27 protein-coding genes are annotated in these 25,775 nt (G+C 39.0%); 12 read left to right on the top strand and 15 right to left on the bottom strand.

All coding sequences use genetic code 11. From position 1 onward, the window contains the following. The first annotated feature begins 123 nt into the window (after positions 1-123). The 6 genes from ABEG20_RS10345 to ABEG20_RS10320 all read left to right on the top strand — a co-directional run bounded on the left by ABEG20_RS10345 (position 124) and on the right by ABEG20_RS10320 (position 8,189). The gene (locus tag ABEG20_RS10345) at positions 124-1,176 is read left to right on the top strand and encodes an arabinogalactan endo-beta-1,4-galactanase (RefSeq protein ID WP_406827292.1); all 1,053 of its coding nucleotides are present in this window, start codon (positions 124-126) and stop codon (positions 1,174-1,176) included. 241 nt (positions 1,177-1,417) lie between these two features. Next, a complete protein-coding gene (locus tag ABEG20_RS10340; RefSeq protein WP_406827291.1) occupies positions 1,418-3,958 on the top strand; it encodes a membrane or secreted protein in 2,541 nt (846 codons plus the stop codon). Between the two features lie 13 nt (positions 3,959-3,971). Further along, positions 3,972-6,404 carry a glycoside hydrolase family 2 TIM barrel-domain containing protein gene (locus ABEG20_RS10335; RefSeq protein ID WP_406827290.1) on the top strand — a complete coding sequence of 811 codons (2,433 nt, stop codon included), beginning with the start codon at positions 3,972-3,974 and terminating at the stop codon, positions 6,402-6,404. Between the two features lie 227 nt (positions 6,405-6,631). Further along, on the top strand, positions 6,632-6,922 hold the full coding sequence (locus ABEG20_RS10330; protein WP_406827289.1) for a hypothetical protein: 291 nt from the start codon (positions 6,632-6,634) through the stop codon (positions 6,920-6,922). Between the two features lie 163 nt (positions 6,923-7,085). Next, positions 7,086-7,274 carry a cold-shock protein gene (locus tag ABEG20_RS10325; RefSeq protein WP_406827288.1) on the top strand — a complete coding sequence of 63 codons (189 nt, stop codon included), beginning with the start codon at positions 7,086-7,088 and terminating at the stop codon, positions 7,272-7,274. Between the two features lie 243 nt (positions 7,275-7,517). Further along, a complete protein-coding gene (locus ABEG20_RS10320; RefSeq protein WP_406827287.1) occupies positions 7,518-8,189 on the top strand; it encodes a hypothetical protein in 672 nt (223 codons plus the stop codon). Position 8,190: 1 nt separating this feature from the next. On the opposite strand, the gene ABEG20_RS10315 is transcribed toward ABEG20_RS10320, so the two are convergent. From ABEG20_RS10315 to ABEG20_RS10260, 12 genes are all read right to left on the bottom strand, one after another. Then, positions 8,191-8,532, bottom strand: coding sequence for a hypothetical protein (locus ABEG20_RS10315; RefSeq protein WP_406827286.1), 342 nt, complete (start codon positions 8,530-8,532; stop codon positions 8,191-8,193). 244 nt (positions 8,533-8,776) lie between these two features. Next, positions 8,777-9,685, bottom strand: a complete 909-nt coding sequence (moaCB, locus tag ABEG20_RS10310) for a bifunctional molybdenum cofactor biosynthesis protein MoaC/MoaB (protein ID WP_406827285.1) — start codon at positions 9,683-9,685, stop codon at positions 8,777-8,779. 2 nt (positions 9,686-9,687) lie between these two features. Next, complete coding sequence (locus ABEG20_RS10305) at positions 9,688-10,131, bottom strand: molybdenum cofactor biosynthesis protein MoaE (protein ID WP_406827284.1); 444 nt, start codon at positions 10,129-10,131, stop codon at positions 9,688-9,690. A gap of 1 nt (position 10,132) precedes the next feature. Continuing rightward, complete coding sequence (locus tag ABEG20_RS10300; protein ID WP_406827283.1) at positions 10,133-11,239, bottom strand: ThiF family adenylyltransferase; 1,107 nt, start codon at positions 11,237-11,239, stop codon at positions 10,133-10,135. A 5-nt stretch (positions 11,240-11,244) separates the two neighbouring features. Further along, on the bottom strand, positions 11,245-11,478 hold the full coding sequence (locus tag ABEG20_RS10295; RefSeq protein WP_406827282.1) for a MoaD/ThiS family protein: 234 nt from the start codon (positions 11,476-11,478) through the stop codon (positions 11,245-11,247). A 4-nt stretch (positions 11,479-11,482) separates the two neighbouring features. Beyond that, entirely contained in the window at positions 11,483-11,989 is a 507-nt protein-coding gene (locus ABEG20_RS10290) for a molybdopterin-binding protein (protein WP_406827281.1), read from the bottom strand. After that, positions 11,982-12,722, bottom strand: a complete 741-nt coding sequence (locus ABEG20_RS10285) for a sulfite exporter TauE/SafE family protein (protein WP_406827280.1) — start codon at positions 12,720-12,722, stop codon at positions 11,982-11,984. The genes ABEG20_RS10290 and ABEG20_RS10285 overlap by 8 nt, the downstream gene beginning before the upstream one ends. 3 nt (positions 12,723-12,725) lie before the next feature. Continuing rightward, positions 12,726-13,904 carry a gephyrin-like molybdotransferase Glp gene (glp, locus tag ABEG20_RS10280; RefSeq protein ID WP_406827279.1) on the bottom strand — a complete coding sequence of 393 codons (1,179 nt, stop codon included), beginning with the start codon at positions 13,902-13,904 and terminating at the stop codon, positions 12,726-12,728. An 8-nt stretch (positions 13,905-13,912) separates the two neighbouring features. Next, positions 13,913-14,893, bottom strand: a complete 981-nt coding sequence (gene moaA, locus ABEG20_RS10275) for a GTP 3',8-cyclase MoaA (RefSeq protein WP_406827278.1) — start codon at positions 14,891-14,893, stop codon at positions 13,913-13,915. After that, on the bottom strand, positions 14,890-15,480 hold the full coding sequence (locus ABEG20_RS10270; protein WP_406827277.1) for an NTP transferase domain-containing protein: 591 nt from the start codon (positions 15,478-15,480) through the stop codon (positions 14,890-14,892). The genes moaA and ABEG20_RS10270 overlap by 4 nt, the downstream gene beginning before the upstream one ends. Beyond that, entirely contained in the window at positions 15,477-16,598 is a 1,122-nt protein-coding gene (locus ABEG20_RS10265) for an XdhC family protein (RefSeq protein ID WP_406827276.1), read from the bottom strand. Before ABEG20_RS10265 ends, ABEG20_RS10270 begins: the two co-directional genes overlap by 4 nt. Before the next feature lie 192 nt (positions 16,599-16,790). Then, positions 16,791-17,021, bottom strand: a complete 231-nt coding sequence (locus ABEG20_RS10260) for a hypothetical protein (RefSeq protein WP_406827275.1) — start codon at positions 17,019-17,021, stop codon at positions 16,791-16,793. Positions 17,022-17,220: 199 nt separating this feature from the next. Here ABEG20_RS10260 and ABEG20_RS10255 point away from each other — a divergent pair, with 199 nt between their 5' ends. The 4 genes from ABEG20_RS10255 (at position 17,221) to ABEG20_RS10240 (ending at position 20,801) form a co-directional block, all read left to right on the top strand. Further along, on the top strand, positions 17,221-17,820 hold the full coding sequence (locus ABEG20_RS10255; protein WP_406827274.1) for a sigma-70 family RNA polymerase sigma factor: 600 nt from the start codon (positions 17,221-17,223) through the stop codon (positions 17,818-17,820). 1 nt (position 17,821) lies between these two features. Continuing rightward, positions 17,822-18,088: a zf-HC2 domain-containing protein gene (locus ABEG20_RS10250; protein ID WP_406827273.1), complete on the top strand. Its 267-nt coding sequence runs from the start codon at positions 17,822-17,824 to the stop codon at positions 18,086-18,088. A gap of 58 nt (positions 18,089-18,146) precedes the next feature. Beyond that, on the top strand, positions 18,147-18,728 hold the full coding sequence (locus tag ABEG20_RS10245) for a peroxiredoxin family protein (RefSeq protein WP_406827272.1): 582 nt from the start codon (positions 18,147-18,149) through the stop codon (positions 18,726-18,728). A 660-nt stretch (positions 18,729-19,388) separates the two neighbouring features. After that, positions 19,389-20,801: a patatin-like phospholipase family protein gene (locus tag ABEG20_RS10240; protein WP_406827271.1), complete on the top strand. Its 1,413-nt coding sequence runs from the start codon at positions 19,389-19,391 to the stop codon at positions 20,799-20,801. Between the two features lie 28 nt (positions 20,802-20,829). On the opposite strand, the gene ABEG20_RS10235 is transcribed toward ABEG20_RS10240, so the two are convergent. Further along, complete coding sequence (locus tag ABEG20_RS10235) at positions 20,830-21,816, bottom strand: Gfo/Idh/MocA family protein (RefSeq protein WP_406827270.1); 987 nt, start codon at positions 21,814-21,816, stop codon at positions 20,830-20,832. Positions 21,817-22,093: 277 nt separating this feature from the next. On the opposite strand from ABEG20_RS10235, the gene ABEG20_RS10230 reads away from it, so the two are divergent. Then, complete coding sequence (locus ABEG20_RS10230) at positions 22,094-22,291, top strand: hypothetical protein (protein ID WP_406827269.1); 198 nt, start codon at positions 22,094-22,096, stop codon at positions 22,289-22,291. Positions 22,292-22,467: 176 nt separating this feature from the next. Next, the gene (locus ABEG20_RS10225) at positions 22,468-23,178 is read left to right on the top strand and encodes an endonuclease/exonuclease/phosphatase family protein (protein WP_406827268.1); all 711 of its coding nucleotides are present in this window, start codon (positions 22,468-22,470) and stop codon (positions 23,176-23,178) included. A 20-nt stretch (positions 23,179-23,198) separates the two neighbouring features. Here the strand turns inward: ABEG20_RS10225 and ABEG20_RS10220 are convergent, their stop codons facing one another. Beyond that, on the bottom strand, positions 23,199-24,152 hold the full coding sequence (locus ABEG20_RS10220) for an alpha/beta hydrolase (RefSeq protein WP_406827267.1): 954 nt from the start codon (positions 24,150-24,152) through the stop codon (positions 23,199-23,201). 128 nt (positions 24,153-24,280) lie between these two features. Next, positions 24,281-25,768: an ArnT family glycosyltransferase gene (locus ABEG20_RS10215; RefSeq protein ID WP_406827266.1), complete on the bottom strand. Its 1,488-nt coding sequence runs from the start codon at positions 25,766-25,768 to the stop codon at positions 24,281-24,283. Positions 25,769-25,775 lie beyond the last annotated feature (7 nt).

Raw genomic sequence — 25,775 nt, 5'->3', positions numbered from 1 at the left:
GGGAACCTTAAAGCGCTGGCAGATATATGGAGTATTAAGATTCCCGCCTGCGTGGGAATGATGGGCGGTTTAGAATAAACTATAATACAAATATTAAGTTCAAACTTGCTTAAGAATATAGAAATGTTTAAAAAAAAAAAAACCATCAATTGGCTGGGCCTCATCATCATGCTCAGCCTGATTAATACAGGTTGCAAAAAAACAATAAAAGGAGAAACGCAGATTTATCCTGCTCCCGATCCGGTAGGTACCTACGCCTTAGGAGCTGATGTAAGCTGGCTGACCGAAATGGAAGCTGCGGGCAAAAAGTTTTACAATGCTGCAGGTGAACAACAAGACTTGTTGAGGATTTTAAAAGATAAAGGCATCAATACCATTCGATTGAGGGTTTGGGTGAATCCTGCTGCCGGTTATTGCAATACGGCCGATGTTTTGGCAAAGGCAAAAAGGGCAAAAGCGATGAACATGCGTTTGCTGGTCGATTTTCATTACAGCGATTCGTGGGCAGATCCCGGTCAGCAAAACAAACCTGCCGCATGGGCTTCGCAGGATTTTGCTACCCTTAAAACGTCAGTTTATAACCATACCGTTGAGGTTTTAACGGTTTTAAAAAACAATAAAATTGTACCTGAATGGGTACAGGTAGGCAACGAAACCAATAACGGTATGTTATGGAACGATGGAAAAGCATCTGCGAGTATGAAAAACTTTGCAGATCTGGTACTTTCTGGATATAACGGTGTAAAAGCGGTAAATCCGACTTCGAAAGTGGTAGTGCATATCTCCAATGGTTACGATAACAGCTTATTCAGGTGGATATTTGATGGCTTAAAGAACAATGGTGCCAAATGGGATGTAATCGGCATGTCGATGTACCCAACCGCTACTGATTGGTCGGCAAAAAATACCCAGTGTCTGGCCAATATGACGGATATGGTTTCGCGTTATGGATCGGAAGTGATGATCTGTGAATTGGGAATGCCTGTTTCAGAAGCAGTAGCCTGCAAAGCCTTTATTAAAGATTTAATTGCAAAGAATAAATCATTGCCAAATAATAAAGGGTTAGGGGTTTTTTATTGGGAACCACAATCTTACAATAGCTGGAGCGGTTATAAATTGGGCGCTTTTGATGATTCGGGTAAACCAACGGTTGCTATGGATGCATTTCTGCCATAATTTGGGTTGGTCCGGATTACAAATCCGGACCTCATGAATTTTAAACCCCGACTAACACTTGTGGCCGTGGTTCGTGTCTGCACTGATGCCATGGTTCTTGTCTCCACGAACTATACAAGTTTTGGGACATTTAAAAAGGTTATAATTGGTTCGGATTTGTAATCCGGAAGCGAGAAACGGATTTTAAATCCATAGTTAGGAATGTCGGGATTGCAAATCCCGACAAACAAAATTTTTATTTATGATTTTACTCAAAAAACTATCTCTTTCCGTTTCTTTTACTGTAATTGTAATGGTTACCCATGCACAACATAAACAGGGTATTTATGTAGATGCATCAGGAGTAATCCGTTGGGAGAAAGACCATAAAGAAGCTGCTTTTTTCGGTACAAATTACACTGCGCCCTTTGCGTATGGCAACAGGGCTATTGTCAGGATGGGCGTAACCGCTGAACAAGCAATCAAAGACGATGTATATCATTTTTCGCGTTTGGGTTTGGATGCCTTCCGCGTACATGTTTGGGATCAGGAAATATCAGATGCTGAGGGAAACCTGATCAATAACGAACATTTGCGCCTTTTCGATTTTCTGCTTGCAGAACTTAAGAAACGTAAAATCAAAACTTTGATTACACCAATTGCTTTTTGGGGTAATGGTTACCCGGAGAAGGATGAAAAAACAGGCAGTTTTGCCAATAAATATGGTAAAGATAAATCGGTAGTAAGCGAAGAAGCTTTTAAAGCACAGGAAAATTACCTGAAACAGTTTTTCCAACACAAAAATCCTTACACGGGTTTAACCTATCAGCAGGATGCCGGTATTTTGGCTGCAGAAATCAATAATGAACCCCATCATAGCGGGCCAAAAGAAAGAGCTACAGAATATGTAAACCGCATGACCGCCGCCATAAAAAGTGCCGGCTGGACTAAACCCATTTTTTACAACATCAGCGAATCGCCCTGGTATGCCGATGCCATTGTAAAGGCAAATGTTCAGGGGCATACTTTCCAGTGGTACCCCACAGGTTTGGTTGCCGGCCATACACTGCAAGGCAATTACCTGCCCAATGTGGAGAAGTACAAAATCCCTTTTGATACGATTCCGGCATTTAAAAACCATGCTAAAGCGGTGTACGAATTTGATGCTGGTGATGTAATGGCGCCGATCATGTATCCGGCAATGGCCAGAAGTTTCAGGGCAGCTGGTTTTCAATGGGCTACACAATTCGCTTACGATCCTATGGCAACTGCTTATGCCAACACCGAATACCAAACCCATTATTTAAACCTTGCATATACGCCTTCAAAAGCAATCAGTATGTTAATTGCTTCAAAGGTTTTTCATCAAACAGCCCGTTTAGATACGTTAAACAATGGCCATACTTTTGGCCCGTTCAAAATCGATTATAAAAATTCGCTTAGCGAAATGAACACCGCCGATGAATTTTATTATACGAATTCAACCTCTTCGAAAGTTATGAACGCAAAAAAACTAAAGCATATTGCGGGGGTTGGAAGCTCAAAAATTGTTCAGTATAATGGTAAAGGAGCTTACTTTATCGATCAGATTGCTGCGGGCGTATGGCGTTTGGAAGTAATGCCTGATGCTATTCTGATCAGGGATCCGTTTGAAAAAGCGTCACCTGAAAAAGAAGTTACACGGATCTTCTGGTCTACCTTGCCAATGACTATCGATCTGCCCGATTTGGGCGCTAATTTTACGGTTAAGGGTTTAAATCAAGGTAATACGGTTAATTCGGTAGCCATTAAAAATGGGTTTAATGTTTCTCCCGGAACTTATCTGCTGGTAAAGAAAAACCTGAAAACCAATCTAAATGCGCAAAGCCATTATCAGCATATTGCTTTAGGCGAATTTGTTGCTCCTAAAGCTTCAAAAGGAGATATTTTTGTTAAACATCAGCCTTTTAGCACAATTTCAGCAGGTTTAGCCACTCAGCTCCATGCTGAAATTACAGGTTTAGGCGAAAAAGATTCTGCTTTTCTTCAATTCAATGGCGCAAACCGCGGGCAAAATATTCTCTTACAAAAAAAACGGGAATATGAATATGCCGCTACAATTCCCGCTGAACTGGTGAGAAATGGTTTGTTGAAATACCAGATCATTATTCATCAAGCAAATGGCGATGAAGTTACTTTTCCAGGCCATATAAAGGGCAATCCAAATGCATGGGATAGGCTTGAAACCGAAAGCTACCAGACTTATGTTGCAGCTAGAAATGCTAGGGTAGAAATCTTTAATGCGGCTTTAGATGGGAAAAACAGTAATATTTATCATCCCAATTGGACAAATGGTAAAGTAGAATACGTTTCAGATGAAAATCCATCCGTTTTGAGTATGAAGCTATCGGTCAGTATGCCTGAAAGTAATCAGCTCATGGGTTTTCAGCATTTTTTCGCTGATAAAATAACTGGAAGAGTTTCAGAGATGAATAATTTGAAAAAATTAGTCATCAAAATAAAAGCAGATACTGAAAACACGAAAGTTAAAGTAGGCTTGATTGATACCGATGCCCATTTCTTCTCCACAGAAATCCTCGCGGGAAAAGATTTTCAACTGATCGAAATCCCTTTAAATCAGCTTAAAAGTGATGCCCAGTTATTGCTTCCTCGTCCTTATCCAGGCTTTTTACCACTTTATTATCAATCACCAAACCAAGCTGCATTCGACTTGAAAAATGCGGAAAAGCTCGAAGTTACTTTTGGTTATGGAGCTATTACCAAACCGATCCATATTATTATCGAATCTATTTATTTAAAATAACCATTATAATTACATGTTCCGATTGAAGAAAATACTTTTCACCATTTTTATGGTTAGCCTTGCTTATTTAAATGCCATTGCCCAAAGAACCGAAATCCTGTTAGATGAAGGCTGGAAGTTTTCAAAGGGAAATTTTCCAAAGGCTGCCGAGGCTACTTTCAATGATACACGCTGGGAAACGGTAACTGTTCCACACGATTGGGCCATTAGCGGACCATTTGATAAAGAAATAGATAAACAGGTAACTGCAATTACCCAAAACGGGGAAACCAAAGCCAGTGAAAAAACGGGTAGAACCGGCGCTTTACCTTATATTGGCGAAGGTTGGTACAGGAAAAAACTCCCTCTTCCGGCACTTAAGCCAAACCAAAAAGTATTGTTGCAAATTGATGGTGCCATGAGCGAGCCACGCGTTTACCTCAATGGAAAACTGGTTGGCGAATGGAACTATGGTTATAATTACTTTTATATCGATATTACCAAGGCCCTGAAAGCGAATGATAATTTATTGGCCGTGCACCTGAAGAATATGGCAAAATCGTCGCGCTGGTACCCGGGGGCGGGCTTGTACCGAAATGTACATTTAATCATTAAAGAAGAAAAAAGCATCGATCAATGGGGGATCACTGTTACTACGCCAATTATTAAAAAAGAATTTGCCAAAGTAAATATCAAAACCAGATTAACCGGTAAAGGTATTCGTTTGGTTACGCAGATTTTAGATCGTTCGGGTAAGCAGGTGGCTATTGATACGGCAAAGGATATTTTTGGCAATGAGGCGGATCAGAATTTAGCCATCGGCAATCCTATTCTCTGGAGTCCGGAGCGCCCGTATCTGTATACCGCAGTATCGAGTGTATATGAAGGAAATGTATTAAAAGATGTCGTAAAAACAAGGTTAGGGGTCAGGACAATCAATTTCAGTCCGGGTATCGGCTTTAGTTTAAATGGTAAAGTAAGAAAATTCAAAGGTGTTTGTTTGCATCACGATTTGGGGCCGCTTGGAGCGGCCATTAATACTGCGGCACTAAGGAGGCAACTTACCATTTTAAAAGAAATGGGTTGTGATGCCATCCGAAGTTCGCACAATATGCCTTCGCCAGAGCAATTGGAATTATGTGATGAAATGGGTTTTATGTTCCTCGCCGAAAGTTTTGACGAATGGGCAAAGGCCAAAGTAGAAAATGGTTATCACTTATATTTTAATACCGATGCTGAAAAAGACATTGTAAACCTGGTGCAGGCAAATAAAAACCACCCCAGTATTGTAATGTGGAGTTCGGGTAACGAAGTGCCGGATCAGTTTGGTGCCGAAGGGGTTAAAAGGGCAAAATGGCTGCAGGAAATTTTCCATCGTGAGGATCCAACACGCCCGGTTACGGTAGGAATGGATCAGGTGAAAGCAACAATGCAATCAGGTTTTGGTGCTTTAATGGATATTCCGGGATTAAATTATAGGGTACACCTTTACGAAGAAGCCAATAAGATTTTTCCACAAGGGTTTATTTTGGGATCAGAAACTGCATCAACCGTGAGCTCAAGAGGGATCTATAAATTTCCTGTTGTAAAAGGTTTTGATAAACAATATCCTGATTTTCAATCCTCTTCTTACGATCTTGAATATTGCAGCTGGTCTAACGTACCCGACGATGATTTTGTCATGCAGGATGACAAACCATGGGTGATCGGGGAGTTTGTTTGGACTGGTTTTGATTACCTTGGAGAGCCTACGCCTTATGATAGCAGCTGGCCGTCAAGAAGTTCTTATTTCGGGATTTCTGATCTTGCAGGTTTGCCTAAAGACCGTTATTATTTGTATAGGAGCCGTTGGAATAAAACAGCCCCTACGCTTCATTTGCTTCCGCATTGGAACTGGGAGGGAAGAGAAGGCCAAACCACGCCTGTTTTTGTGTACACCAGTTATGATAGTGCTGAACTTTTCTTAAATGGTAAAAGTTTGGGCATAAGAAGAAAGGATAAATCAAGCCCGCAGAACCGATACCGCCTGATGTGGATGGATGTTAAATACGAGCCAGGGATTTTAAAAGTAGTAGCACTTGATGGCAACGGAAAGCCTGTGGCAGAAGAAAAGATTACGACGGCGGGTAAACCCCATAAAATTGTATTAATGCCAGATAAGAAACAAATTAGTGCTGATGGCAAAGATTTATCTTTTGTAACCGTATCAGTTGTTGATCAAAACGGAATACCCTGTCCAACGGCTACCAATGCTTTAAATTTTGAAGTAAAAGGTGCAGGCGCATTTAAAGCGGTTTGTAATGGCGATGCCACTTCACTGGAATCTTTTGTAAAACCAGCCATGAAATTGTTCAGCGGAAAACTGGTGGTGGTGGTGCAATCTGGCAAAAAAGAGGGCGCAGTTCAACTTGTTGTAAAGGGAAAAGGGCTTGAAACCGGGAATGTGGAAATTGTTGCTGTGAAGTAACAGATTCGTCAAGTGCTGGTCTTAGCGTCTCGCTAAGACCAGATAAAATGTCAAGATCCGTCATCTCGCGCATGCAAGAATCTTAAAGTGTATTACATTTAGAAATAGTGAAGGATAAGGATCAATCCCATCTTACATTTTCCATTAAACAATGTATAGGTACTGTTACAATTAATCGAATTTGGAATAATTTTTTAAATTAGCATATATTAAAAACTGATAAGCTTATGGAAAATCTAAAAGAAGAAACCAAAATCAAAGCTTTTCTTTCCAGGATAAAAGCAGAGTGGCCGGGAGTAGTAGAGCGCTTTGAATTTAAAACGGGCAGTGTAATTTATGTTCATTTAAAAGAAGGCATATCAAGCATGGATTTTCTTGGTAAACTTTCCAGAAAGGTAGAACGTTTTGTCGATTTCAGCATGCCTATTATCTTATATCACATTGAAAGTGATGGCATGAATTTAAGGTCGCACCCGATAAATTGGTACTCCTCCATCAAGCAGGGAAAATCTTTTTGAAGTGGGTAAACATTTTTTGTTAATAGGTTAAACTGTAAATGGCAACTATAATTTTCACGGTTGTAAATCTTTTTGTACATAATTAGCAATTTTGTTGCTTAGTAATTTTGGTTTTTGGGTTTTAATCCTATTTTTGATTTTTAATTTAAAAACATCCAGTATAATGAAAAACGGAACAGTAAAATTTTTTAACTCAGAAAAAGGCTTTGGCTTTATCAAAGAAGAAAGCGGATCTGAGATTTTTGTGCATGCATCAGGCCTGATTGACGAAATCAGAGAAAATGATACAGTTGAATATGACGTTCAAGAAGGCAAAAAAGGCCTTAATGCAGTGAAAGTAAGAGTTGTTTAATTCTTCCCCAAAAGATTTTGAGCAGGATTTAATCCTGCTTTTTTTTTGCCCGGATATTTTTTTAAACGGTAAATCCTAATTGCCAACCTATAATGAACAAAAGGTTGAAAAAATTTTCTGCTCATTTCTAGTTCATTACCGTTCTGATTGTTTTTATCCAAAAGCCATATTATCATTTTTTGAGCGGGATTTTTATTTTTGCCAATGTTAATATAGTCAGCCTCAACCAAACTCATTAATTTTTTGCAACTTTCTATTTTTTCAGTTCAGGAACCTGTTGCCTGCAAGAAACCTCTTGATCAGGGCACCTTTATGGCCGCTGCGCAATTTGTGATGGCGCTTAACTTTGCTGCAGAATTTGAGCTGTTAAGTTTATCGGCGCTTAACATTCAAACTGGCATGGCTAAAAAAGGCGGGCTGGTATTTGTACGTAATGGCAAACTTAAAATGCATCCCGGAATTTATGATCATTTAGCACTGGTATCCATATCATCTATCTGTGCGGGAAGTATTTATATCCATGGCCGGGATGAAATTGCAGCAGAAATTCTAAACCTTCCTTACAGTGAAGGCATTTTAAACTTAGCAGGCGCAGAAGAGGATTATATGGCATTTAAACGTTTGTGCAGCCCGGTATCACGATTTTTTTTGCTGCATACTAAAAAAGTACAGTGGTCTGCAATTTTATCCGTTTTTCGGTTTTTGATGATGGATGGTATTTGGGATGTAGTTAATTTTGTTGCAGGGAAACTTCACTGTTCTGATGCGGATGTACTGGCTTGTACACAACTTTTAGAAAGTATGCAGGAACAAGAATGGTACCCTGTTTTTCATCAGTCACTTCGGGATTTCTATGCCTCGCGTTATCCTTTAAGTAAAGATGGCTTAGTGTCAGAATTGCCGGAGATGGCTTAAATTATTTTAGATAATTTTCCAATAAAGCACTTATTTCTTCTCCAATTGCTCTATTACCCATGTTATTGAGTTTCTGTTGCGAAGAATTGTGTTTTTCGATATAGGTAGCCTCCGTTTTATTAAATTTAAGATAACCCTGTTCAAAATAACGTTCTTCAATTTCCGTAGACGAATCCATCGATCTGAACCATAATTTAATTAATGATCCTGTAATTTTATCAAAATAAAGCCAGTGGTAGGTCGCCTCTGCATCTGCGTTATCTGGAAGGCCAAGACGCTGAATTTCCAGGATAGTGGTGTCAGAATTTTGGAAAAAGTATAAAATCTTATATTTAGACGACATGCTGCAAAAATAGAACTTAAATTCTGATCACAAAAAAGATTTTTATGGTTTAAATTTAATATTGTGAATGGTGGTTTCGGTCAGGATCTGTGATTTTGATCATCGAACTACCGATTTTTAATCCGGTTTTATAATATGGTTTTGAGTATTGCATAGCTTAAAGATTCTTCACCGCGTTCAGAATGACATTGAGTAAAGGATGGGATTACAAATCCCGACCAGCAATAGTGACATGAAGTAAATATTAATGTTTCTCGCCTTTAATTACCTTAAATAAATGCAAAACCTGTGGGAATAGCGCATCCATGCTTTCTTCTGCGCCACTTTTCGAACCTGGGAAAGTAAGTGCCAATGTATCGCCAATAAACCCTGCTACACCGCGCGAAAGCATAGCGTAAGGCATGCGCTCCTGGCCGTAACGACGAGCTGTTTCCATGATCCCATCAATATTCCTGTCGATTAAAGGCGCAATGGCTTCAGGCGTTACATCTCGTGGTGAAAGGCCGGTACCGCCGGTAAAAATGAGCAATTGAAAACCCGCTTTATTTAATTCGATAGCCTTATTTCTAATCGCATCCATTTCATCAGGAACGATTTCATATATCTCCGTATTGATGTCCCATTGTTGTAACCGCGAAATAATGGCTCTACCAGCACTATCCTGAGCTTTATTTCCAAAAACAGAGTCTGAACAGACCACCACTGCAGTTTTTATCTCAGGGAATCGGGCATTTTTAAGGTCAGATTTTCCTCCCGATTTTTTTAATAACCTGATATTTTCTATCTCCACGCCTTTGTCTATTGGTTTTAACATATCATACATGGTTAAAGCGGTAACCGATGCACCGTGCATGGCTTCAACTTCTACCCCTGTTTTGTAAATGGTATGTACTTCAACATGGATGATGATAGATAAGCCCACAATTTCATAAGTGATGGCCGTATATTCAATCGGAAGCGGGTGACAATCGGGAATCACATCACTCGTTTTTTTTACGCCAAATAAACCTGCGGCACGGGCAAATTCAAATACATCGCCTTTGGGTATTTTGCGCTGTTCAACGGCATCAATGGTTTCCTGTTTAGATACCTTAACCGTAGCACTTGCAATGGCACTCCTTAAGGTGTTGGATTTTTTTGTGATGTTTACCATGTTTAACTGTTTTCTTTCCACTGATGGGTTTCGTCTTCGAATATTTCTTTGCCCCAGATCGGTAATTCTATTTTTAATCGATCTACTATCTCACTACAGGCAGCTATTGCTGGTTTACGGTGTGCTGATGAGGTAAAAACAAAAAGGCAGATTTTACCTGTTTTTACCGTGCCCAAACTGTGGTAAATGTGCATGCAATTAAGTGGATATTTTTCGAAAATTTCTTCTCTGATCTGGTGCATTTTTTCGAGTGCAAGTTCTTCATAAGCGGTGTATTCGATCGCAGCAACAAATTTACCTTCAATTTCATCTTTTCGTACTTGCCCCATAAAAATACTATGGCCGCCGATAGCTGTTTGGCTACTGTGCCTGGCAATGCTGTCGGCTATAAAAGCGGGTTCTATGGAGCCGTTAACAAAAATGTTCTTTATTTTTTTTTCACTCATGTTAAGATTTTAGAAAATGATTTCTCCATTTAATGATACCACCTTTTAAACTGTAAATCTTTTTGGCATCACCATATTTTTCCTGCATGGCCTCTGCTGCAGCTACACTTCTAATGCCGTGCTGGCAGATTAAAACCACATGTTTTTGGTAAAATTCTTTGCCCATAAAAGCGCCAAACTCCGACATGGGCACTTGTGTAAAGATTTGTTTATCCAATACCGGTACTTCATGTCTTTCGCGTACATCGATCAAAATTGTCGAATCCAACTGCTGAAGTTTCACCATTTCGGCAGCATCAATTTCAATATAGCCCTGCGGTCCTTCGCTTGTGTCCTGATAATCCATATTTAAAAATTCATCAACAGTTTTAGGTAGGATATAACCGTCTCCATGAGTGATGCTGATGGTATATTGTTCTTGTGTAAGTAAATTATAACTTAATATTTTATTGGTCAAAGGTTGTCCGATCTTCGCGATTAGTTTAATGATTTCTGCAGCCGCCATGGTACCTAAAACACCTGGTAATACACCAATGATGCCATTCTCGGTACAATTTGGGATTTCCCCTTTAGTAGGTGGAATGGGAAAGATATCTCGGTAATTGGTGCTGGGCATTAACTGATCAGGCGAATTAAATATGGCTAACTGACCTTCAAAACCTGATACTGCAGCAAATAGGAGTGGTTTGTTCAGTAGTGCGCAGGCATCGTTAATCAGGTATCTGGATTCAAAATTATCTGTACCGTCCAATATGTAATCATATCTGGATAAAATATCGAGGATATTGTTTTTCTGCAAACGGATGGGGTGACGGATAATCCCGATCTGGGGATTCATTTCCTGTAGTCGCTTTGCCGCTACGTCTACTTTCAGCTTTCCAATATCAGCTGTGGTAAAAAGAATCTGTCTGTGTAAATTGGATAATGAAATGGTATCATCATCAACAATACCAATATGGCCGATGCCGGCAGCGGCTAAATATTGCAAAGCCGGACAGCCCAGGCCACCGGCACCAATAATGAGAACTTTTGCTCTTAAAAGCTTTTGCTGTGCTTCGTCCCCAAATCCTTTAAGGATAATCTGTCTGTTGTATCGCGCTGCACTCATATGGTTTAACCACCAGAAAAAGGTGGCATGATGGCTATTGTAGCCTGGTTTGTAATTTCGGTATTCCGTTGAACAATATTTTTGTTCAGGGCAAGTTTGTATTTTGTGCCTTTCAGGGCTGGAAACTGATCTTCCAGATATTGTTTTAAGGCATCGGTATCAGCAATGCCATCAATTACAATTTTTTGACGACTGATGAATTCCGTAATTTGTCCAAAACTGATGATTTCAATTTCCATGCTGCTAATTTACCTGTAAGATGCTGATTTTACTTAATCCTTTTACAAATCTTCTTCCCGTAGCAAAATCGCCAGGCGTAATAACGGCTATATTTCCTTTTCCAGCCTTGTTTGGATCGGTATCATAACCAGTTAGAATCATGAGTTGGTTTCCAATTGGCGAATTAAAAATTTCGTTCCAGGAATATACCACTTTATAGTTATCAGTTGCGGTAAAAACGAGATAATATTCGCTCAGTGTTTTTGGTGAAGCAGCATCTATTTCTACTTTGGCCAAAATATCTTTTAAAAGTACACCTTTAATGTTTTTAATGCTGCCTTTACGTTGCATCAAGTGGTTAAAAATTGTCATACTATCCAAATTAACGGATTTATAAGCACTTAAATTGTTTAAAGTAACTGTTAATGGAGCCTTAATCTTTCCTTCGATTACAAATTGCTTACTTTCTTGTGCATTTACAGCAAAATTTAGAAATAATAAGGGAATGATCAGGTATTTGATGTTATGCATGTGTAAATAATAATTTGTAGGCAGCTAGTGCCAGTACACAGGCCAGTACGTTTTTTAAAACGGTTTGCTGGAATTTTAAAGCGCCAAAGTAAGCACCGCAAATGCCACCTACAAAAGCTACCCCAACATAAGCGAGCATATGGCTGTTAAATTCGAAACCTTTAATGAGCTGACCGCCTAAACCTGCAACTGAATTAACAAAAATAAATGCTGCACTGATCGCTGCAGTCTGTTTTTGATCCGTCCACTTTAATAGTAACAGTACAGGGGAAAGGATAATTCCGCCACCAATACCGATCATGCCTGAAAGTAAGCCTATCATGCCACCAATGGCAAGCGATAGCAAAATATTTGACGGTTTGAAATCTTTAGGATCGGTATTTTTAAAGAAGAAAAAACGGATGACCGGAACGAGTAAAAGCAGCCCCAATATCTTTTTATAAATGGAACTTTCGATTACCATCAGACCACCCACAAATGAGAGCGGAACAGAGGCAAGCGCAAAAGGCCAAAAGGTTTTCCATTTAAAATGGCCACCACGGTAAAACTGGACAAATGAAGTTGAAGAAACAAATAGATTGAGCAATAGCGCGGTAGGTTTCATAATGGCTGGCGAAATGGCAAAAATAGCCATAAGGGCAAGATAGCCGCTTGCTCCGCCATGCCCCACCGAAGCATATAAAAAAGCAACAATAAAAAGTAAACAATAAAATAGGATGAAGCTTTCTTGCATGGTTTAGCCAGGTAAAATTAAGATCGTGAGGATTTCGCCTGCTGTAAAATTTTCTTTTGTTTCGTCGAGGCAGATCAGGCAATTGGCCTGTGCAAAGGAGCTTAACCGGTAAGATTCTTGTGCTTGAAGTGGCGTAACCAGTCCGTTTTCATATTTTCCTTTCAGGAAATGTGTTAGCCCCAAAGGTTTAGAATAGGCATGTGTAAGCTTAGCCTGCACTTCAATTACATTATTACTTTTATGAGATAAAGCTTTGATGGCTGGTAATACATAATTATAATAGCAACTCACGACGGATGAAGGATTGCCCGGAAGTCCGAAAATTAGTTTTTGATCCTTTGTTCCAAAAAACAAAGGTTTGCCGGGTTTCTGTTTTACTTTGTGGAAAATCTGTCTGATGCCACATTGTGAGGCCGCTTCAATTACGAAATCATAGTCGCCTACACTTACCCCACCTGTTAGCAGTACAACATTACTGCTTGCCAGTGCAGTTTGTAATACTTTTTTAAGGATTTCGAGATCATCATCGGCTTCATAAACCGCAATCTCTTCAATGCCTTCATTTTTTAAAGCAGCAGAAAGTGAGTAGGAATTCGATTCATATACCTGTCCAAATTCGAGGACTTTTCCAGGTTGTTGTAATTCTTTTCCTGTTACAATAATCGAAATCTTTGGCATAGGATACACATTAACTTTGTTAATACCGATCCCTGCAAGAAAGCCAATAGCTGCAGGACTAAGAAAATCGCCTTTTTCCATTGCCAATGCCCGGGCTTTAATCTCCGAACCCTTAACCCGTACATTTAAGCCGGGTTTTAAATTTGGATCCTTCAAGGTAATTTTTCCATCCATCACCATGATTTTTTCCTGCATCACTACCGTATCGGCACCTGTAGGAAGTGGGGCACCTGTAAATATTCTGCTGGTTTCGCCGTTTTGGATAGTAATGCTGGTTGCCGTTCCGGCGGCCATTTCACCAATTAAGCGGAGCGACTTTTCGCGATCAGCAAACTTTAACGCATAACCATCCATTGATGACTGGTTAAATGCCGGAATATCATATTGTGCGTAAACATTGGCTGCCAGCGTATGGCCTGATGCCTTTGCCAGGTCAACCACAATTGGATTCAGTTCAATTATTTGTTGAGAAATAAGGTGTTTTGCTTCTTTAACGCTAATCATGAAAATGGTTATCCTCCAATGGTAATCATACTTCTGTTCTGAATGGTAGTTGCATCGATTTTTTCGAAATCGCTCACCAACTGTCCGCCCAATGCTTTCTTTTTGCTCCAAATGGTTGATTGAATTAACGGAAGCACATCTTCATTGTTCCGCAACGCACCAAGCAGATCGGTTTCGCTATCCGAAAACAGGCAGTTTTTGAGTTTTCCATCTGCCGTTAAGCGCATGCGGTTACAGGTATCACAAAAAGGATTTGTCATGGTGCTGATAATGGCAAAAGAACCTTCGTGACCAGGAATCATGAAATGTTTGGCCGTATCATTTGGTGCTCCACAAACGGGTAATACTGTAAACTTTTTTGCTATCACAGCCAGGACTTCTTCTAAAGAAAACAGCTTATTGCTTGTCCACCTGTTGCCGCTAAAAGGCATAAACTCAATAAACCTGATTTGAATGGGATGATATTTTGTCCAGCTGATGAAATCGTTGATTTCGTTATCATTAAGGTCTTTCATCACCACCATATTTATTTTTACCTTGATCTTGTGCTGCAAAAGCAGTTCGATATTGCTGCGTACCTGGTGGAAAACATCCCGTCGGGTAATCATAAAAAACTTTTCAGGTTGCAGAGTATCCAGGCTGATATTAATGGTTTTAATACCTGCTGCTTTTAATACAGTTAACATTTCTGCAATGCGGGTTCCGTTTGTGGTGATAACAAGCTCAACCGGAAGTTTACCCAGCGCTGCAATAATTTGGGCGGCATCTTTCCTCACCAATGGTTCACCGCCGGTAAGCCTGATTTTTTTAACGCCATTGGCTACAAAAATTTCTGCCAGCTTAATTATTTCATTGGTTTGCATGAGCCTTGAGGCAGGGGTAAAATCGTATTCTTCATCTGGCATGCAATAAAAACAGCGAAAATTGCAGTTATCGGTAAGCGATATCCGAAGGTAATCATGTATTCTTCCAAAAGAATCTGCTATCATTGCTGGCTGATTAAATTATTATAATCTGTTTCTGTATCAATATCAATCCCTCCCTGTTCAAAAACAACAGTTTCTACCTCGTGAGGATATCGGTTTAGTATCTTTTTTGCTCCTTCGGCTCCTTTGAGCGACAACAGCGCTTCAAAGTAATCTTTTTTAAAGAGGACAGGCGTTCCTATCGTTTCAGCGTATGTGCTGGCAATGATATTTTTACCGGTTTCTTTCTGCTTTTCGATTAAGTTATTAAAGTTACTCTTTTTTATAAAAACCTGGTCGGCTACAGCAATAATGATACTTTCCATTTCACTGTTATTTTTGATCATAGTTGAAAGTCCGGTTATAATGCTCGAGGCCATTCCATTTTCCCAATCTTCATTAATTACTAAATTAACCCGATCATGCTGATGCTGACTGGCTATTTCTTTAGCATTGGCACCTAAAACAACAATAACAGGCCGGCAACTTGTTGCTAAAGCTTTATCTATTACATTTTGCAAAAGTGTTTTTCCTTTGTAAGCCAAAAGCTGTTTTGGCCTTCCCAAACGTGAGGAACTACCCGCTGCCAATATGATGATGCCCGTTTTCAAAGGTTAATTTTTTTTAATTCGTAAACGTGGATCGGTTTTTTCTTCTCTTTTAAAAACATGGCAGAAGCACCTGTAAAAACAGATTTAATCTCGGCAAGGATAGAAACCGCGATTTCTTCCGCTGTTTCTGCACCAATATCCAAACCGATAGGACCATGTACCCTTGTTTCATTTGCCTGTGTTGCCAAATCCAGTTCATCTAACATCCTGAGCAGTTTTTTCTTTGGCCCTAATGTACCAATATAGGGTACGTTTGTGGCTAAAAGATATTTAAGTAGTTCGCGATCATAATTGTAATTATGTGTCATTAATACGAAAGCGGTTTGCTCATCTATCTGAATTTGACCTAACACATTTTCCGGTTTGCTGACTAAAATGGAACTTGCGTTTGCAAAGCGTTGAGGAGTGGCATGTGTGGGCCTTCCATCTATTACAGTTACTTCCCAGCCTAACAGGTAAGCCATTTCAGCCAGCGGACGCGCGTCATTGCCCGCACCAGTTATTATTAATGAAATAGGCGGTTTTATAAACTCCAAAAATGCATCAATGTGTTGAGTTTTTTGCTCATACACCTTAAATGCCGAAGTTTTATTTTTAAAAACTTCTTGGATATCTTTGATTACCTCATCGCTGATTGATTTTGGGATTGTAGAAAGAACAGGTTCATTTCTAAAAAGCAAACTTGTTCCCAACTGCAGCTTATCTGTTAAGGAAAAAAGTGTTGCCAATACCGCTTGCGCTCTTTTGCGTTGCAAAGCGATTAAAAAAGCGATGGGATTTAACTCATCCGCCTCTATAACGGGTTCGAACAAGATATGTACAATACCATTGCATCCTAGCTGAACACCAAATTTGGCATCATCTTCGTCAGTGGTATCATAAGTAATCAGCTTGTTTTCTTGCTGTACTATTGCCGAAAGTGCTTTGCGCAGCGCATCGCCCTCCAGGCAACCACCGCTAATGGCACCGGTTAACTGACCGTCTTCAGTAACAAGCATCCTGGCACCAGGCCTGCGGTAAGAAGAACCTTCTACCTTAACTACCGTTGCCAGGGCCGTTTTTTTCTTTTCTTTAGTTGCCTTTTGGTATGCCTTTATGATATCGGTAATTTCTTTCATTAGGATTGATGCAATGATGATGCAAATTAATGATAATCTATTACAAAATCGTTAAAAGCAATGATATACTCCTTTAATGTAATGTTATTGCTAGAAAGCTTGTTTTACTGGGCTGTCAGCTGTTATAGTAACCACCTGACTGATAAAGTAAAAGCGTACTATTTTGAATAACAGGAAGTTTTAATGCTGTGGCTAAAAAGGATCAGAATGGAAAATTTCGAGATTGATACAACGCAACCCAATGCTGTTAAAGAGTTCTGTGATTTCTTTGGTCCAATCTTTTGGCGAATCTACCCGAAGGATTTTATCTGCATCCCACAAATCGATATTCCATTTAATTTCTTTAAAATGGCTGTTTAGTAGAGGGCTGATTACGTTTAACTCGCTGTCTGTAGATACATTTGTTTTGAAAACGGCTATCATATAGATTTTTTTAGGTTTGTTATCAGCTGTAGACGTACAACTTTAGAGATTACTTTAAACCGTGGTGTATTTTTTTTAACTTTTTTTAACTCAATTCATTAAACTTCATTTCCAGAATCATAAAATAATTTGTAAGGATATTTGATTTCGTACGACTAAGCAATTAAGCAGTATATTTATAATAAGATAATAACAGAACATGCCAAACGAAACGGATCAGGAATATGCAGAAAAGCAACTTCATTCAGACCCATCGAGCTGGGTAGAAAAATATGCCGATTACCTGTATGGATTTGCGATGTCAAGACTGAGAGATGAAGATGTGGCTAAGGACTTGGTACAGGATACCTTTATGGCTGCTTTGCAGCGATTAAAAGGATTTGAAGGTAACAGTAAGGAAAAAACCTGGCTAACGGCCATTCTTAAAAACAAGATAGCCGATTTTTACCGAAAACGTTCTGGCAATAGTTTAAACGATTTAAGGATAATGGGAATTGAAGGTGAACTGAAGGATTTTTTTGATGCTGAATCAGGACATTGGACAGAAAAAGATTACCCGAGGGCTTTTGGTTTAGAGCCGCATAATCCGTTGATGATGAAAGAATTGGGTAGTATACTAAATGAATGTTTGGCTAAACTCCCTGGATTATGGTTTTCAGTATTCTCGATGAAACATATGGACGATCTGTCCTCAGAGTTGATCTGTACCGAACTTAAACTTACCGCGGCTAATTTCTGGGTGATTATGCACCGCACTAAACTTAACCTGAGGGCCTGCCTTCAAAAAAACTGGAACTGATATGACGGATAAGCTGAGAAATATGATCAGTAACTGTAAACAAGCTACTTTTTTGATCGAAAAAAGAATTATCGGAAAAATTACCGCTGCTGAAACATTACAGTTGCATGTTCATTTGGCTGGTTGTGCCGTTTGCAGGATCTACAGGCAACAAAGTTTATTGATCAGTAAAGTGTTTATAAGTTTTGAGAACAAATATTTTAAACTGGACGATGCCTTTAAGAAAGCATTAAATGATAAAATTGAAAAAGAAATCAATGAAAACTAATATTCGTTGTAAGGCTAATGCTTTTGGTTCGACTAAGAGGTAAAAAACAGGAACAGAAATGAAAAAAACTATGTTAATTATGGCGATAGCTGTTGTACTATCGTTACAATCAAAGGCACAACAAGGTTTAAAAGAAGGCGATAAAGCGCCAGTTTTTAATGGAGTAGATCAGAATGGTACGGAAGTTAGCCTCAAAAGCGCACTTAAAGTACACCGTTCTGTAGTGCTGTTTTTTTATCGTGGTCAGTGGTGCCCCTACTGCAACAAACATATTAAAGAACTTCAGGATTCTTTAAACTTATTAACCGGGAAAGATGCTTATGTTATTGGTATTACACCCGAAACAAAAGAAAATATTGCTAAAACCATAAAAAAAACAAGTGCAGGCTTTTCTATCCTTCAGGATAAGGATGATGAGATTATGAAAGCCTATAAGGTTAACTTTATGATGGATGAAGCAACCTTCAGCAAATATAAGGGCTATGGTATAAATTTAGAAGATAACAATGGAAACAACCGGCATACCTTACCTGTTCCTGCAACTTATATTATCGATCGTTCAGGTAAAATTAAATATGTACATTTCGATCCTAATTATCAAAAAAGAGCCTCGGTAAAACTTTTACTATCCAAACTTTAGGTCAATTTAATACAATCCCTGCTAGAAGAGGCTGTATCTAAAAGATTTACGCTGGCTCACTAAACAAATCATATTTTGATAGGTCGTCATTCCCAATTTAATTTGGGAATCCTGGTGCTGTTGCAAAGTGATTAAAGATTAGCTTCGCTGAGCACTGCGGTTCCAGCCTGTACGAGAATGACGCAGAACGAAATAAATGCTGCCATAGTTACTAGATTTTACTTTTCATACAGCCTCTTTTTTAATATTTTAACTATCTAAATTTTCTTTTTAGCATACAAATAGATCTCATTTGGGTAATTGGCTAAAACCGAAATAAATTTGTTTTAGTTTGGCAATCAAAATACCTAGTAACGGGTATTGCCGCTATTTTGGGCAACCAATACCTTTGAAACTGATACGACTGTTGTCGTCACATTTCTTTTGATTTAACCGCTATAGTTACTCATGTAAATTAAATTGCTCCGTATGCATCGTCTAAAATTATTTAAAACGCCTCTTGTGTCTATCTCCAGATCTGCTTTTTATTGTGTTACTGGTTTAATACTATTTTTTACCGGCTTGCTTTCAGCATGCTCGTCCAAAAAGATTATAATCAATTCTGATATTGTTTATAAGCAAGTTGATCCGGTTTCTTTGCATGATTATAAATCGGTACAATTGCGCGACAAAAAGTATCAGGATCCAAATCTGGCTATTGGGGTATCAATTTCTGGTGGTGGATCCAGGGCTCAGTATTTTGGACTTGGGGTATTGATGGGAATAGAAGAAATAAAGGATAAACAGAATCGGACGATGTTAAGTGGGGTAGATTATTTTTCTACAGCTTCCGGGGGTGGTTATGCTGTAGGTTATTACCTGACTATGCAAAAGAATTTCCTGCTTCGTGCCGACAGTCCATATTCTTCCTTTTATCAGTATTGGCTTTCTGATGATCGGGTGAAAAAATACCAGGAATTTATCTGGCAGAGTGCAAAACCTTCTGATGCAATTTTCAGATTCAATAAGAACGAGAAAGATAATGTATCATTTCCTTACGCCGAGCGTTTAGACGTTCAATTGTTACAACGTGAAAGGACAAACAGCAGAATGGTTTTGGGCGATTTTTTTGTCCCTGTTAATGAAAGCACGTTACCAATATTACCCATGTTTGTTGCCAATGGGACGATTTATAAAAATGTTGAACGTTTGCCTTTTATGCCACATATATTAAATGCATTAAGGGTTGACCGGATAATTGCCCCAAGTGACTCAAGTTTCAGAAAAAATCCTGCTTACAATTTTCCACTTTGTTATGCCATTGCAGGAAGTTCGGCTTTCCCGGGCCTTTTGCCGCAGCTCAGATTGGGCATTTCTGCTGATCAAAATAAAGCAATCAGGGTAGTAGATGGTGGTGTTGTAGATAATTTGGGATATCGTACGCTGATTGAGTTATTGGCGGAAGATAATGTAGAAGCGATTAATAAACGGGCCATAATTGTTGATTGTGCTGGCGTTGGTGAGGTAGATCGTTACAGTGAAGATCAGCGGATCTCGGTTTTTAATGTGCTGGAGAATGCACTACTATTTACAGTTGATTCTAAATATATGACCAGGCTAGAAGATATAGAAAATAAGCTTAGGCCTACAGGCATCCCGCTGAGCAATTATGTATTGCTCAGTATGCGAACAATTTTGGCAAAAGTAAACCGGACAGATGCAGAGGTACAACAGATTCTGGCAGGTTGGAGAAAAATTGCAGGTAAAAAGGAATCAGCCAAAGAGAGTGATGAGCGATGGTTAAAAAACTATAGAGATTTTGAAGCAAGTGTGAAATCGCATTGTGCAATTACGCCCGGTTATGTTGTAGACGATGTAACCTGGAATGGAAACTTGCTCCGCTCCATAGATCTGATTAGTTTTGATGAAATGAAACATTTTACAAATGCTGATCGGCTGATGCTTTATGAACTCGTATCACAGATCGAGACGAAAGTAAAAATACACCGTTCGGAAAAGATTATTCTAACTCTTGCCGGGCGCTATACAGCTTATCTTGAGCAGCAAAAATTAAATCAACTGGTTACCAAATAAAAAATGTTATTAAAGAATCCGTTTCTTTCTATGATGTATTTGTTTTAATCGTAAAATCATCCATTAATTTCGTGGTAATTAAAGCGTCTTCACCGCTGCATGGATTGGGCCCTATACCTAAAAAGTAATCAACTACTTTTTCGATCATAGGTTGTTGCACATGCTGTAAAGGTTCAAATGTATATTCTTCAGTTAACTGGCTAGTGGTGACGGTAATTTTATTGCCAAACACGGGGAAATCGATATGTCCTGTTGAACCGTAGATGCTGCAGATATCGGCCTCATCTTTTGGCGCTACAGAGAAGCACCAGTTACCGCTGAAAACCACGCCGTTTTCGAAAAGAATATTTCCTGCAACCAAATCAGCTACCTCCGTATCTTCCTGTTGCCTGGTTGCAATGCCAATGGCATTTTTCACCGCACCGAAATAGTAGGTCATTAAGTCTAGTTGATGCGGTGCCAGATCATGAAATAAACCACCACCAGAAATGGCAGGGTCAATCCGCCAATTGTTAGCTGTTTTTGCAATAAGTGAGGTGTTGGGCGACTGGAGCATTTTTAATCGGACTAAACGGATATCGCCAATAATATGTGCGGACAATAGTTCTTTAATTTTTAAGAACATCGGTTGAGCACGGCGATAATGGGCAATGCAAAGTTTCACATTCAATTCATTGGCTGCATCTATCATACGTTGAGCAGATGTAGCGTCCAAAGTCATTGGTTTTTCGACATATACAGGCTTTCCGGCTTTTAAGGCCTCAATAGTGTAAGCTTCATGCTGTAAGGGTGGGGTGGCAATATAAATGGCATTCACCTCCGGATCGTTAATCAATTGAGTGGCATCATCAAACCATTTAGGTACTTGATGCCGTTTGGCATAATCAGCAGCTTTGGCACCATCCCGGCGCATTACCGCAACAAGTCTGGAATTATTTACCTTACCAAAAGCAGGCCCGCTTTTTACTTCGGTCACATCTCCACAGCCAATAATACCCCATCTGATTTCGTCCATTATATGTTTGATTTATAAGGTTGAATTTAGAAAATATGGTCTGGACATCTCAATCAATAAGCAATCGCGCACGATGTAAAAAAAAGGGATCCACTTTGAGCGTGATCCCTAATCAACTAACCAAACAAATCTATTCCGGAAACCACCCCGGAATCAATGTATAAACGAGAAAATTAGGGGATTGTTTTAAAAGATGTGTCTTTTTTTTATTTTTTAAAAAAGGAAAAAATAAAGTGAGTTAATCTGAAATTAGTCTTGCTTTTTATAGCTTTGTCTCATGCAAAATCTTTCCCAAAAGCTTCAGATCGATCTCATAGAACTTAAGGCAAAATATGCCTTTATTATGGATGAGCTTGAAGTAACATTTGCCGATGCTTACCTGTTGAAATTAAAGGCTAAGCATCGTTTGGCCGAGCAAATGATGACAGAAATGGAGCGAATACTAACCGGAGAGGCCGGAGCAAATGAAAATTAATCTGTTAGAGCAAAGAAATCATTTCTGATCCAGACTAAAGAAATATCCGCTGATTAATGAGTTCAATCAACATGAAATTATATTCTTTTTTAATATTAAGTGTTTGCCTTTTAGGTGCTTGTTCTTCCAGGATCACCAAGCAAGTTGAATCAAAATCCGGTAAAGTATTGCGTGTCATGTCTTATAATATTCATCATTGCAATCCGCCATCAAAAGAGAAAGAAGGTGTTATCGATGTTAATGCCATCGCTAATGTGATTGCACAGCAAAAACCAGATCTGGTAGCCTTGCAGGAGGTAGATGTGAATACCAAAAGATCGGGCAATATTAACCAGGCAGTTTTATTGGCGACCAAATTGAAGATGAATTTTTATTTTGGCAAAGCAATTGACCATGATGGGGGCGATTACGGCATAGCTATTTTATCACGCTTTCCGCTATCTGCACAACAGACTTTTAGGCTGCCTAAAAATAACGATGCCAAAGCAGAGCAAAGGGTTGTGGCCATTGTAAACGCAGAAATCGCCAAAGGGGTTTTTATCCGTTTTGCTTCTACCCATTTTGATGCACAACGCCCGGAAGAAAACCGTATCCTCCAGGCTGCAGCAATCAACCGGTTAATAGCAAAAGAAACTTTGCCACTAATTCTTGCCGGTGATTTAAATGCAGATCCGGGTTCAGAAAGTATCAGGATATTTGATTCGAATTTTACCAGAACATGTAGCGATTGTGGTTTTACCATTCCGGTGATCAATCCAAGGAAAACAATAGATCATATCGGGTTTAAAACCGGAAATCCCTTTAAAGTGGTTTCCCACGAGGTTATTCCTGAACGTTACGCCTCAGATCATTTGCCTGTCATTGCTGTTCTCGAACTGGAAAAATAACAAACACTATATCATTTACGCTATCTTTTTATTAAAGCAGGCGGAATGTTAAAGGTGGGTTTTTTGTCGGCATCTTTAAAGTCTACTTCCATAAAATAGCGCTTCTGTTTAATAATGTAATTATCAATAAACCAAAGAATATCGGGCAAATTTTCAATCATTGGTGAACCAGCTATTTCGTGCCCCATATCCTGTACATATTGAAAGTAATATGGATAGTTGTTTTTTTTGAAAGTGCGTGCAAGATATTTGGAACCAAAAAAGCCCCTGTTTAGCAACCTCACTTTATTATAAGGTACAAGTTTATCGGCTGTTCCGTGGAAAAGCATTGTGGGCGCCGGTGGTTTGGCATATTTTGGGGCACCATGATAACTTAATATCGCCCCGGCAAAAGAAATTACACCCTTGTATTGGAAATTTTCTGGTAATTTGCTGGCTAATGCTGTGGCATTCCGCTTGTTGTAGTCGGCATGCAGTGCTGTAATAGCGCCCGCACTTGATCCCGATAGGATTATCATGTTCGTATCGATACCGAGTTCTTTTGCATTTTTGATCAGGTAGGCTGTTGCATCAAAAACATCTGTCGTAGCGGTATCGATTGCTGCTTTTAAGTTAGAAGTGTTAAATGGACTTGGAAATTTCTTTCCTTTTAGGCCCAATCTATAATCAACTGAAACTACTTTATAATGGTGCGCGATTAATGTGTTAAAGTATTGATCAAATAATTTGCTATCTCTGCGACCCATTACAAAACCACCGCCAAAAACAAAAAGTACGGTTGGCTTAGTTTCTGTTATTTTTCCGCTATAATAAATATCCAATTTCAGTGTGCCAGAATCTGTTTGCGAAAATATTTTGGTATCTACGTGAAATTTTTGATCCCGGAGTACAATTTGTGCTGTTGAAGATAAAGAACTGAACACAAGTAACAGGAAAAACGCAATTAACGGATATATTTTGTTGTTGGGCATCATGTTTTTTAAGGGAATGGTTAGCAATCTACTATCTGACCGGCTTTAATTTACTATGCTAATGTATTGCATTTTCAGCTCAACTGCAATTAGATTTAAACGTTATTTAGTGAGTTATAATTACTGTTACACTATTTTTTATAGCCATTTAACTTATACAATAAAATATTTTTGCATACGGCACCATTCCTGAAAATAGGGAGAATAATTGGTGCTGGACAACTTTTAAATTGGGATTTAATCAAGTTGATGCTGTTCTCATCGTAAAGATTAGAAGGTACAATATAATACGCATTGTTGCCAGTAATTAATTTTGGTTTGCTTTGGTTAGACCAATAGTACTGATGAAGATCGAATATTTCTCCAATGCCATATGTACGCAAACCAGTTTTGTTACACACATAAAAATCTAAATGGGCTGCAGGAAACCACTTTGTGATCACAATGGTCTGAGCTGTTTTATCTTTTTCCAATGATTGATCCACGCGATAAACAGAATCAATTATTCTTCCCGTTTCTTTCCAGCCGTATAAATCTAACGTGGGGTCACCCATACCCAATTTTACAGCATCTTTTTGGGATGAAAATGTACCCTTGTAAAAATTAATAGCCCAAAGACCAGCACTTACTATCAACAAGAAAAACAGGATACCTGCACCTATAATCGCTTTTACTTTTGATAGGCTAAAAGATTCCAGTTTCAGTGCAGAAAGAAATATCAAGCAGCAATATGCCGGTCCAGACCAATGCGGCAAGGTATCTCTAAAAATGGAAAGAAAAATCAGTGTTGCAATGAGCGGTAGCGCGCAAAATAGTAACAGTTGGATTTGGCGCTTAACGATAAGATTTTTGGTTTTGATAAAACTAAAAACAGCCATCCAGGCCAGAAAAAAAACAATGGGATTGTTATAAAATATTTGTCCGCCCGTTTCTCTGGCAAAAGCCAGCGGGTTTATGCCTGCATGGAAAAGACTAATCCGGTTACTGTGGTAGGTGTAAGTAATAAAATGATGCCGGATGTTCCAGATGATAAGAGGAGATACTATGATAAGACTAATTAGCATAGCAATATACATGCCCTTTTGTACCCATAATTTTCTATTGCCAAACAGTGCAAACAGGATAACGCCCACCCACAAGTATGCTCCATGAATCTTACACATCATGCAAAGTCCTGCCGCTAACCCAAACCAGCACCAGTCTCTTAATGTTGGTATACCTTGCTCAATGGATTCGGTAATTTTAAGCAATAGAAAGATGCTCCAAAGCCAGAAAATCATTTGAGGACTATCGGGCAAAATAAATGTTCCGGCAATGATGCTGCAATAAAAAGACGAAGAATAAAGTAAAACGCCATACCAACCTACACGATCATTCAGCAGTAATTTACCTGTTTTATATACGATTAAGGTTGCACATGAAGATGCCATTATGGCACCGAACCGAACGGCTAATTCATTGTGAATATGTAAGTTTGCCGTTGTTGTTCTGATCAGCCAGGCTACAAATGGTGGATGATCAAAATAATTCCATTGCAGGTTTAAAGCATATGTCCAGTAATATACTTCATCATTTCCAAGCGCCGTTGCTGAGGCTATGATCAGTTTGATTACAGTCATTGCCAAG

It is taken from the genome of Pedobacter sp. KACC 23697 (assembly GCF_045348445.1).
Lineage (GTDB): Bacteria > Bacteroidota > Bacteroidia > Sphingobacteriales > Sphingobacteriaceae > Pedobacter.
This window is presented reverse-complemented; position numbering and strand designations above follow the sequence as displayed.

Excerpts from the sequence above, each read along its gene's own strand:
- ABEG20_RS10345 (WP_406827292.1), top strand. The coding sequence starts at position 124 with ATGTTTAAAAAAAAAAAAACCATCAATTGGCTGGGCCTCATCATCATG.
- ABEG20_RS10340 (WP_406827291.1), top strand. The coding sequence starts at position 1,418 with ATGATTTTACTCAAAAAACTATCTCTTTCCGTTTCTTTTACTGTAATT.
- ABEG20_RS10335 (WP_406827290.1), top strand. The coding sequence starts at position 3,972 with ATGTTCCGATTGAAGAAAATACTTTTCACCATTTTTATGGTTAGCCTT.
- ABEG20_RS10330 (WP_406827289.1), top strand. The coding sequence starts at position 6,632 with ATGGAAAATCTAAAAGAAGAAACCAAAATCAAAGCTTTTCTTTCCAGG.
- ABEG20_RS10325 (WP_406827288.1), top strand. The coding sequence starts at position 7,086 with ATGAAAAACGGAACAGTAAAATTTTTTAACTCAGAAAAAGGCTTTGGC.
- ABEG20_RS10315 (WP_406827286.1), bottom strand. The coding sequence starts at position 8,532 with ATGTCGTCTAAATATAAGATTTTATACTTTTTCCAAAATTCTGACACC.
- moaCB (WP_406827285.1), bottom strand. The coding sequence starts at position 9,685 with ATGGTAAACATCACAAAAAAATCCAACACCTTAAGGAGTGCCATTGCA.
- ABEG20_RS10305 (WP_406827284.1), bottom strand. The coding sequence starts at position 10,131 with ATGAGTGAAAAAAAAATAAAGAACATTTTTGTTAACGGCTCCATAGAA.
- ABEG20_RS10300 (WP_406827283.1), bottom strand. The coding sequence starts at position 11,239 with ATGAGTGCAGCGCGATACAACAGACAGATTATCCTTAAAGGATTTGGG.
- ABEG20_RS10295 (WP_406827282.1), bottom strand. The coding sequence starts at position 11,478 with ATGGAAATTGAAATCATCAGTTTTGGACAAATTACGGAATTCATCAGT.
- ABEG20_RS10290 (WP_406827281.1), bottom strand. The coding sequence starts at position 11,989 with ATGCATAACATCAAATACCTGATCATTCCCTTATTATTTCTAAATTTT.
- ABEG20_RS10285 (WP_406827280.1), bottom strand. The coding sequence starts at position 12,722 with ATGCAAGAAAGCTTCATCCTATTTTATTGTTTACTTTTTATTGTTGCT.
- glp (WP_406827279.1), bottom strand. The coding sequence starts at position 13,904 with ATGATTAGCGTTAAAGAAGCAAAACACCTTATTTCTCAACAAATAATT.
- moaA (WP_406827278.1), bottom strand. The coding sequence starts at position 14,893 with ATGATAGCAGATTCTTTTGGAAGAATACATGATTACCTTCGGATATCG.
- ABEG20_RS10265 (WP_406827276.1), bottom strand. The coding sequence starts at position 16,598 with ATGAAAGAAATTACCGATATCATAAAGGCATACCAAAAGGCAACTAAA.
- ABEG20_RS10260 (WP_406827275.1), bottom strand. The coding sequence starts at position 17,021 with ATGATAGCCGTTTTCAAAACAAATGTATCTACAGACAGCGAGTTAAAC.
- ABEG20_RS10255 (WP_406827274.1), top strand. The coding sequence starts at position 17,221 with ATGCCAAACGAAACGGATCAGGAATATGCAGAAAAGCAACTTCATTCA.
- ABEG20_RS10250 (WP_406827273.1), top strand. The coding sequence starts at position 17,822 with ATGACGGATAAGCTGAGAAATATGATCAGTAACTGTAAACAAGCTACT.
- ABEG20_RS10245 (WP_406827272.1), top strand. The coding sequence starts at position 18,147 with ATGAAAAAAACTATGTTAATTATGGCGATAGCTGTTGTACTATCGTTA.
- ABEG20_RS10235 (WP_406827270.1), bottom strand. The coding sequence starts at position 21,816 with ATGGACGAAATCAGATGGGGTATTATTGGCTGTGGAGATGTGACCGAA.
- ABEG20_RS10230 (WP_406827269.1), top strand. The coding sequence starts at position 22,094 with ATGCAAAATCTTTCCCAAAAGCTTCAGATCGATCTCATAGAACTTAAG.
- ABEG20_RS10225 (WP_406827268.1), top strand. The coding sequence starts at position 22,468 with ATGTCTTATAATATTCATCATTGCAATCCGCCATCAAAAGAGAAAGAA.
- ABEG20_RS10220 (WP_406827267.1), bottom strand. The coding sequence starts at position 24,152 with ATGATGCCCAACAACAAAATATATCCGTTAATTGCGTTTTTCCTGTTA.
- ABEG20_RS10215 (WP_406827266.1), bottom strand. The coding sequence starts at position 25,768 with ATGACTGTAATCAAACTGATCATAGCCTCAGCAACGGCGCTTGGAAAT.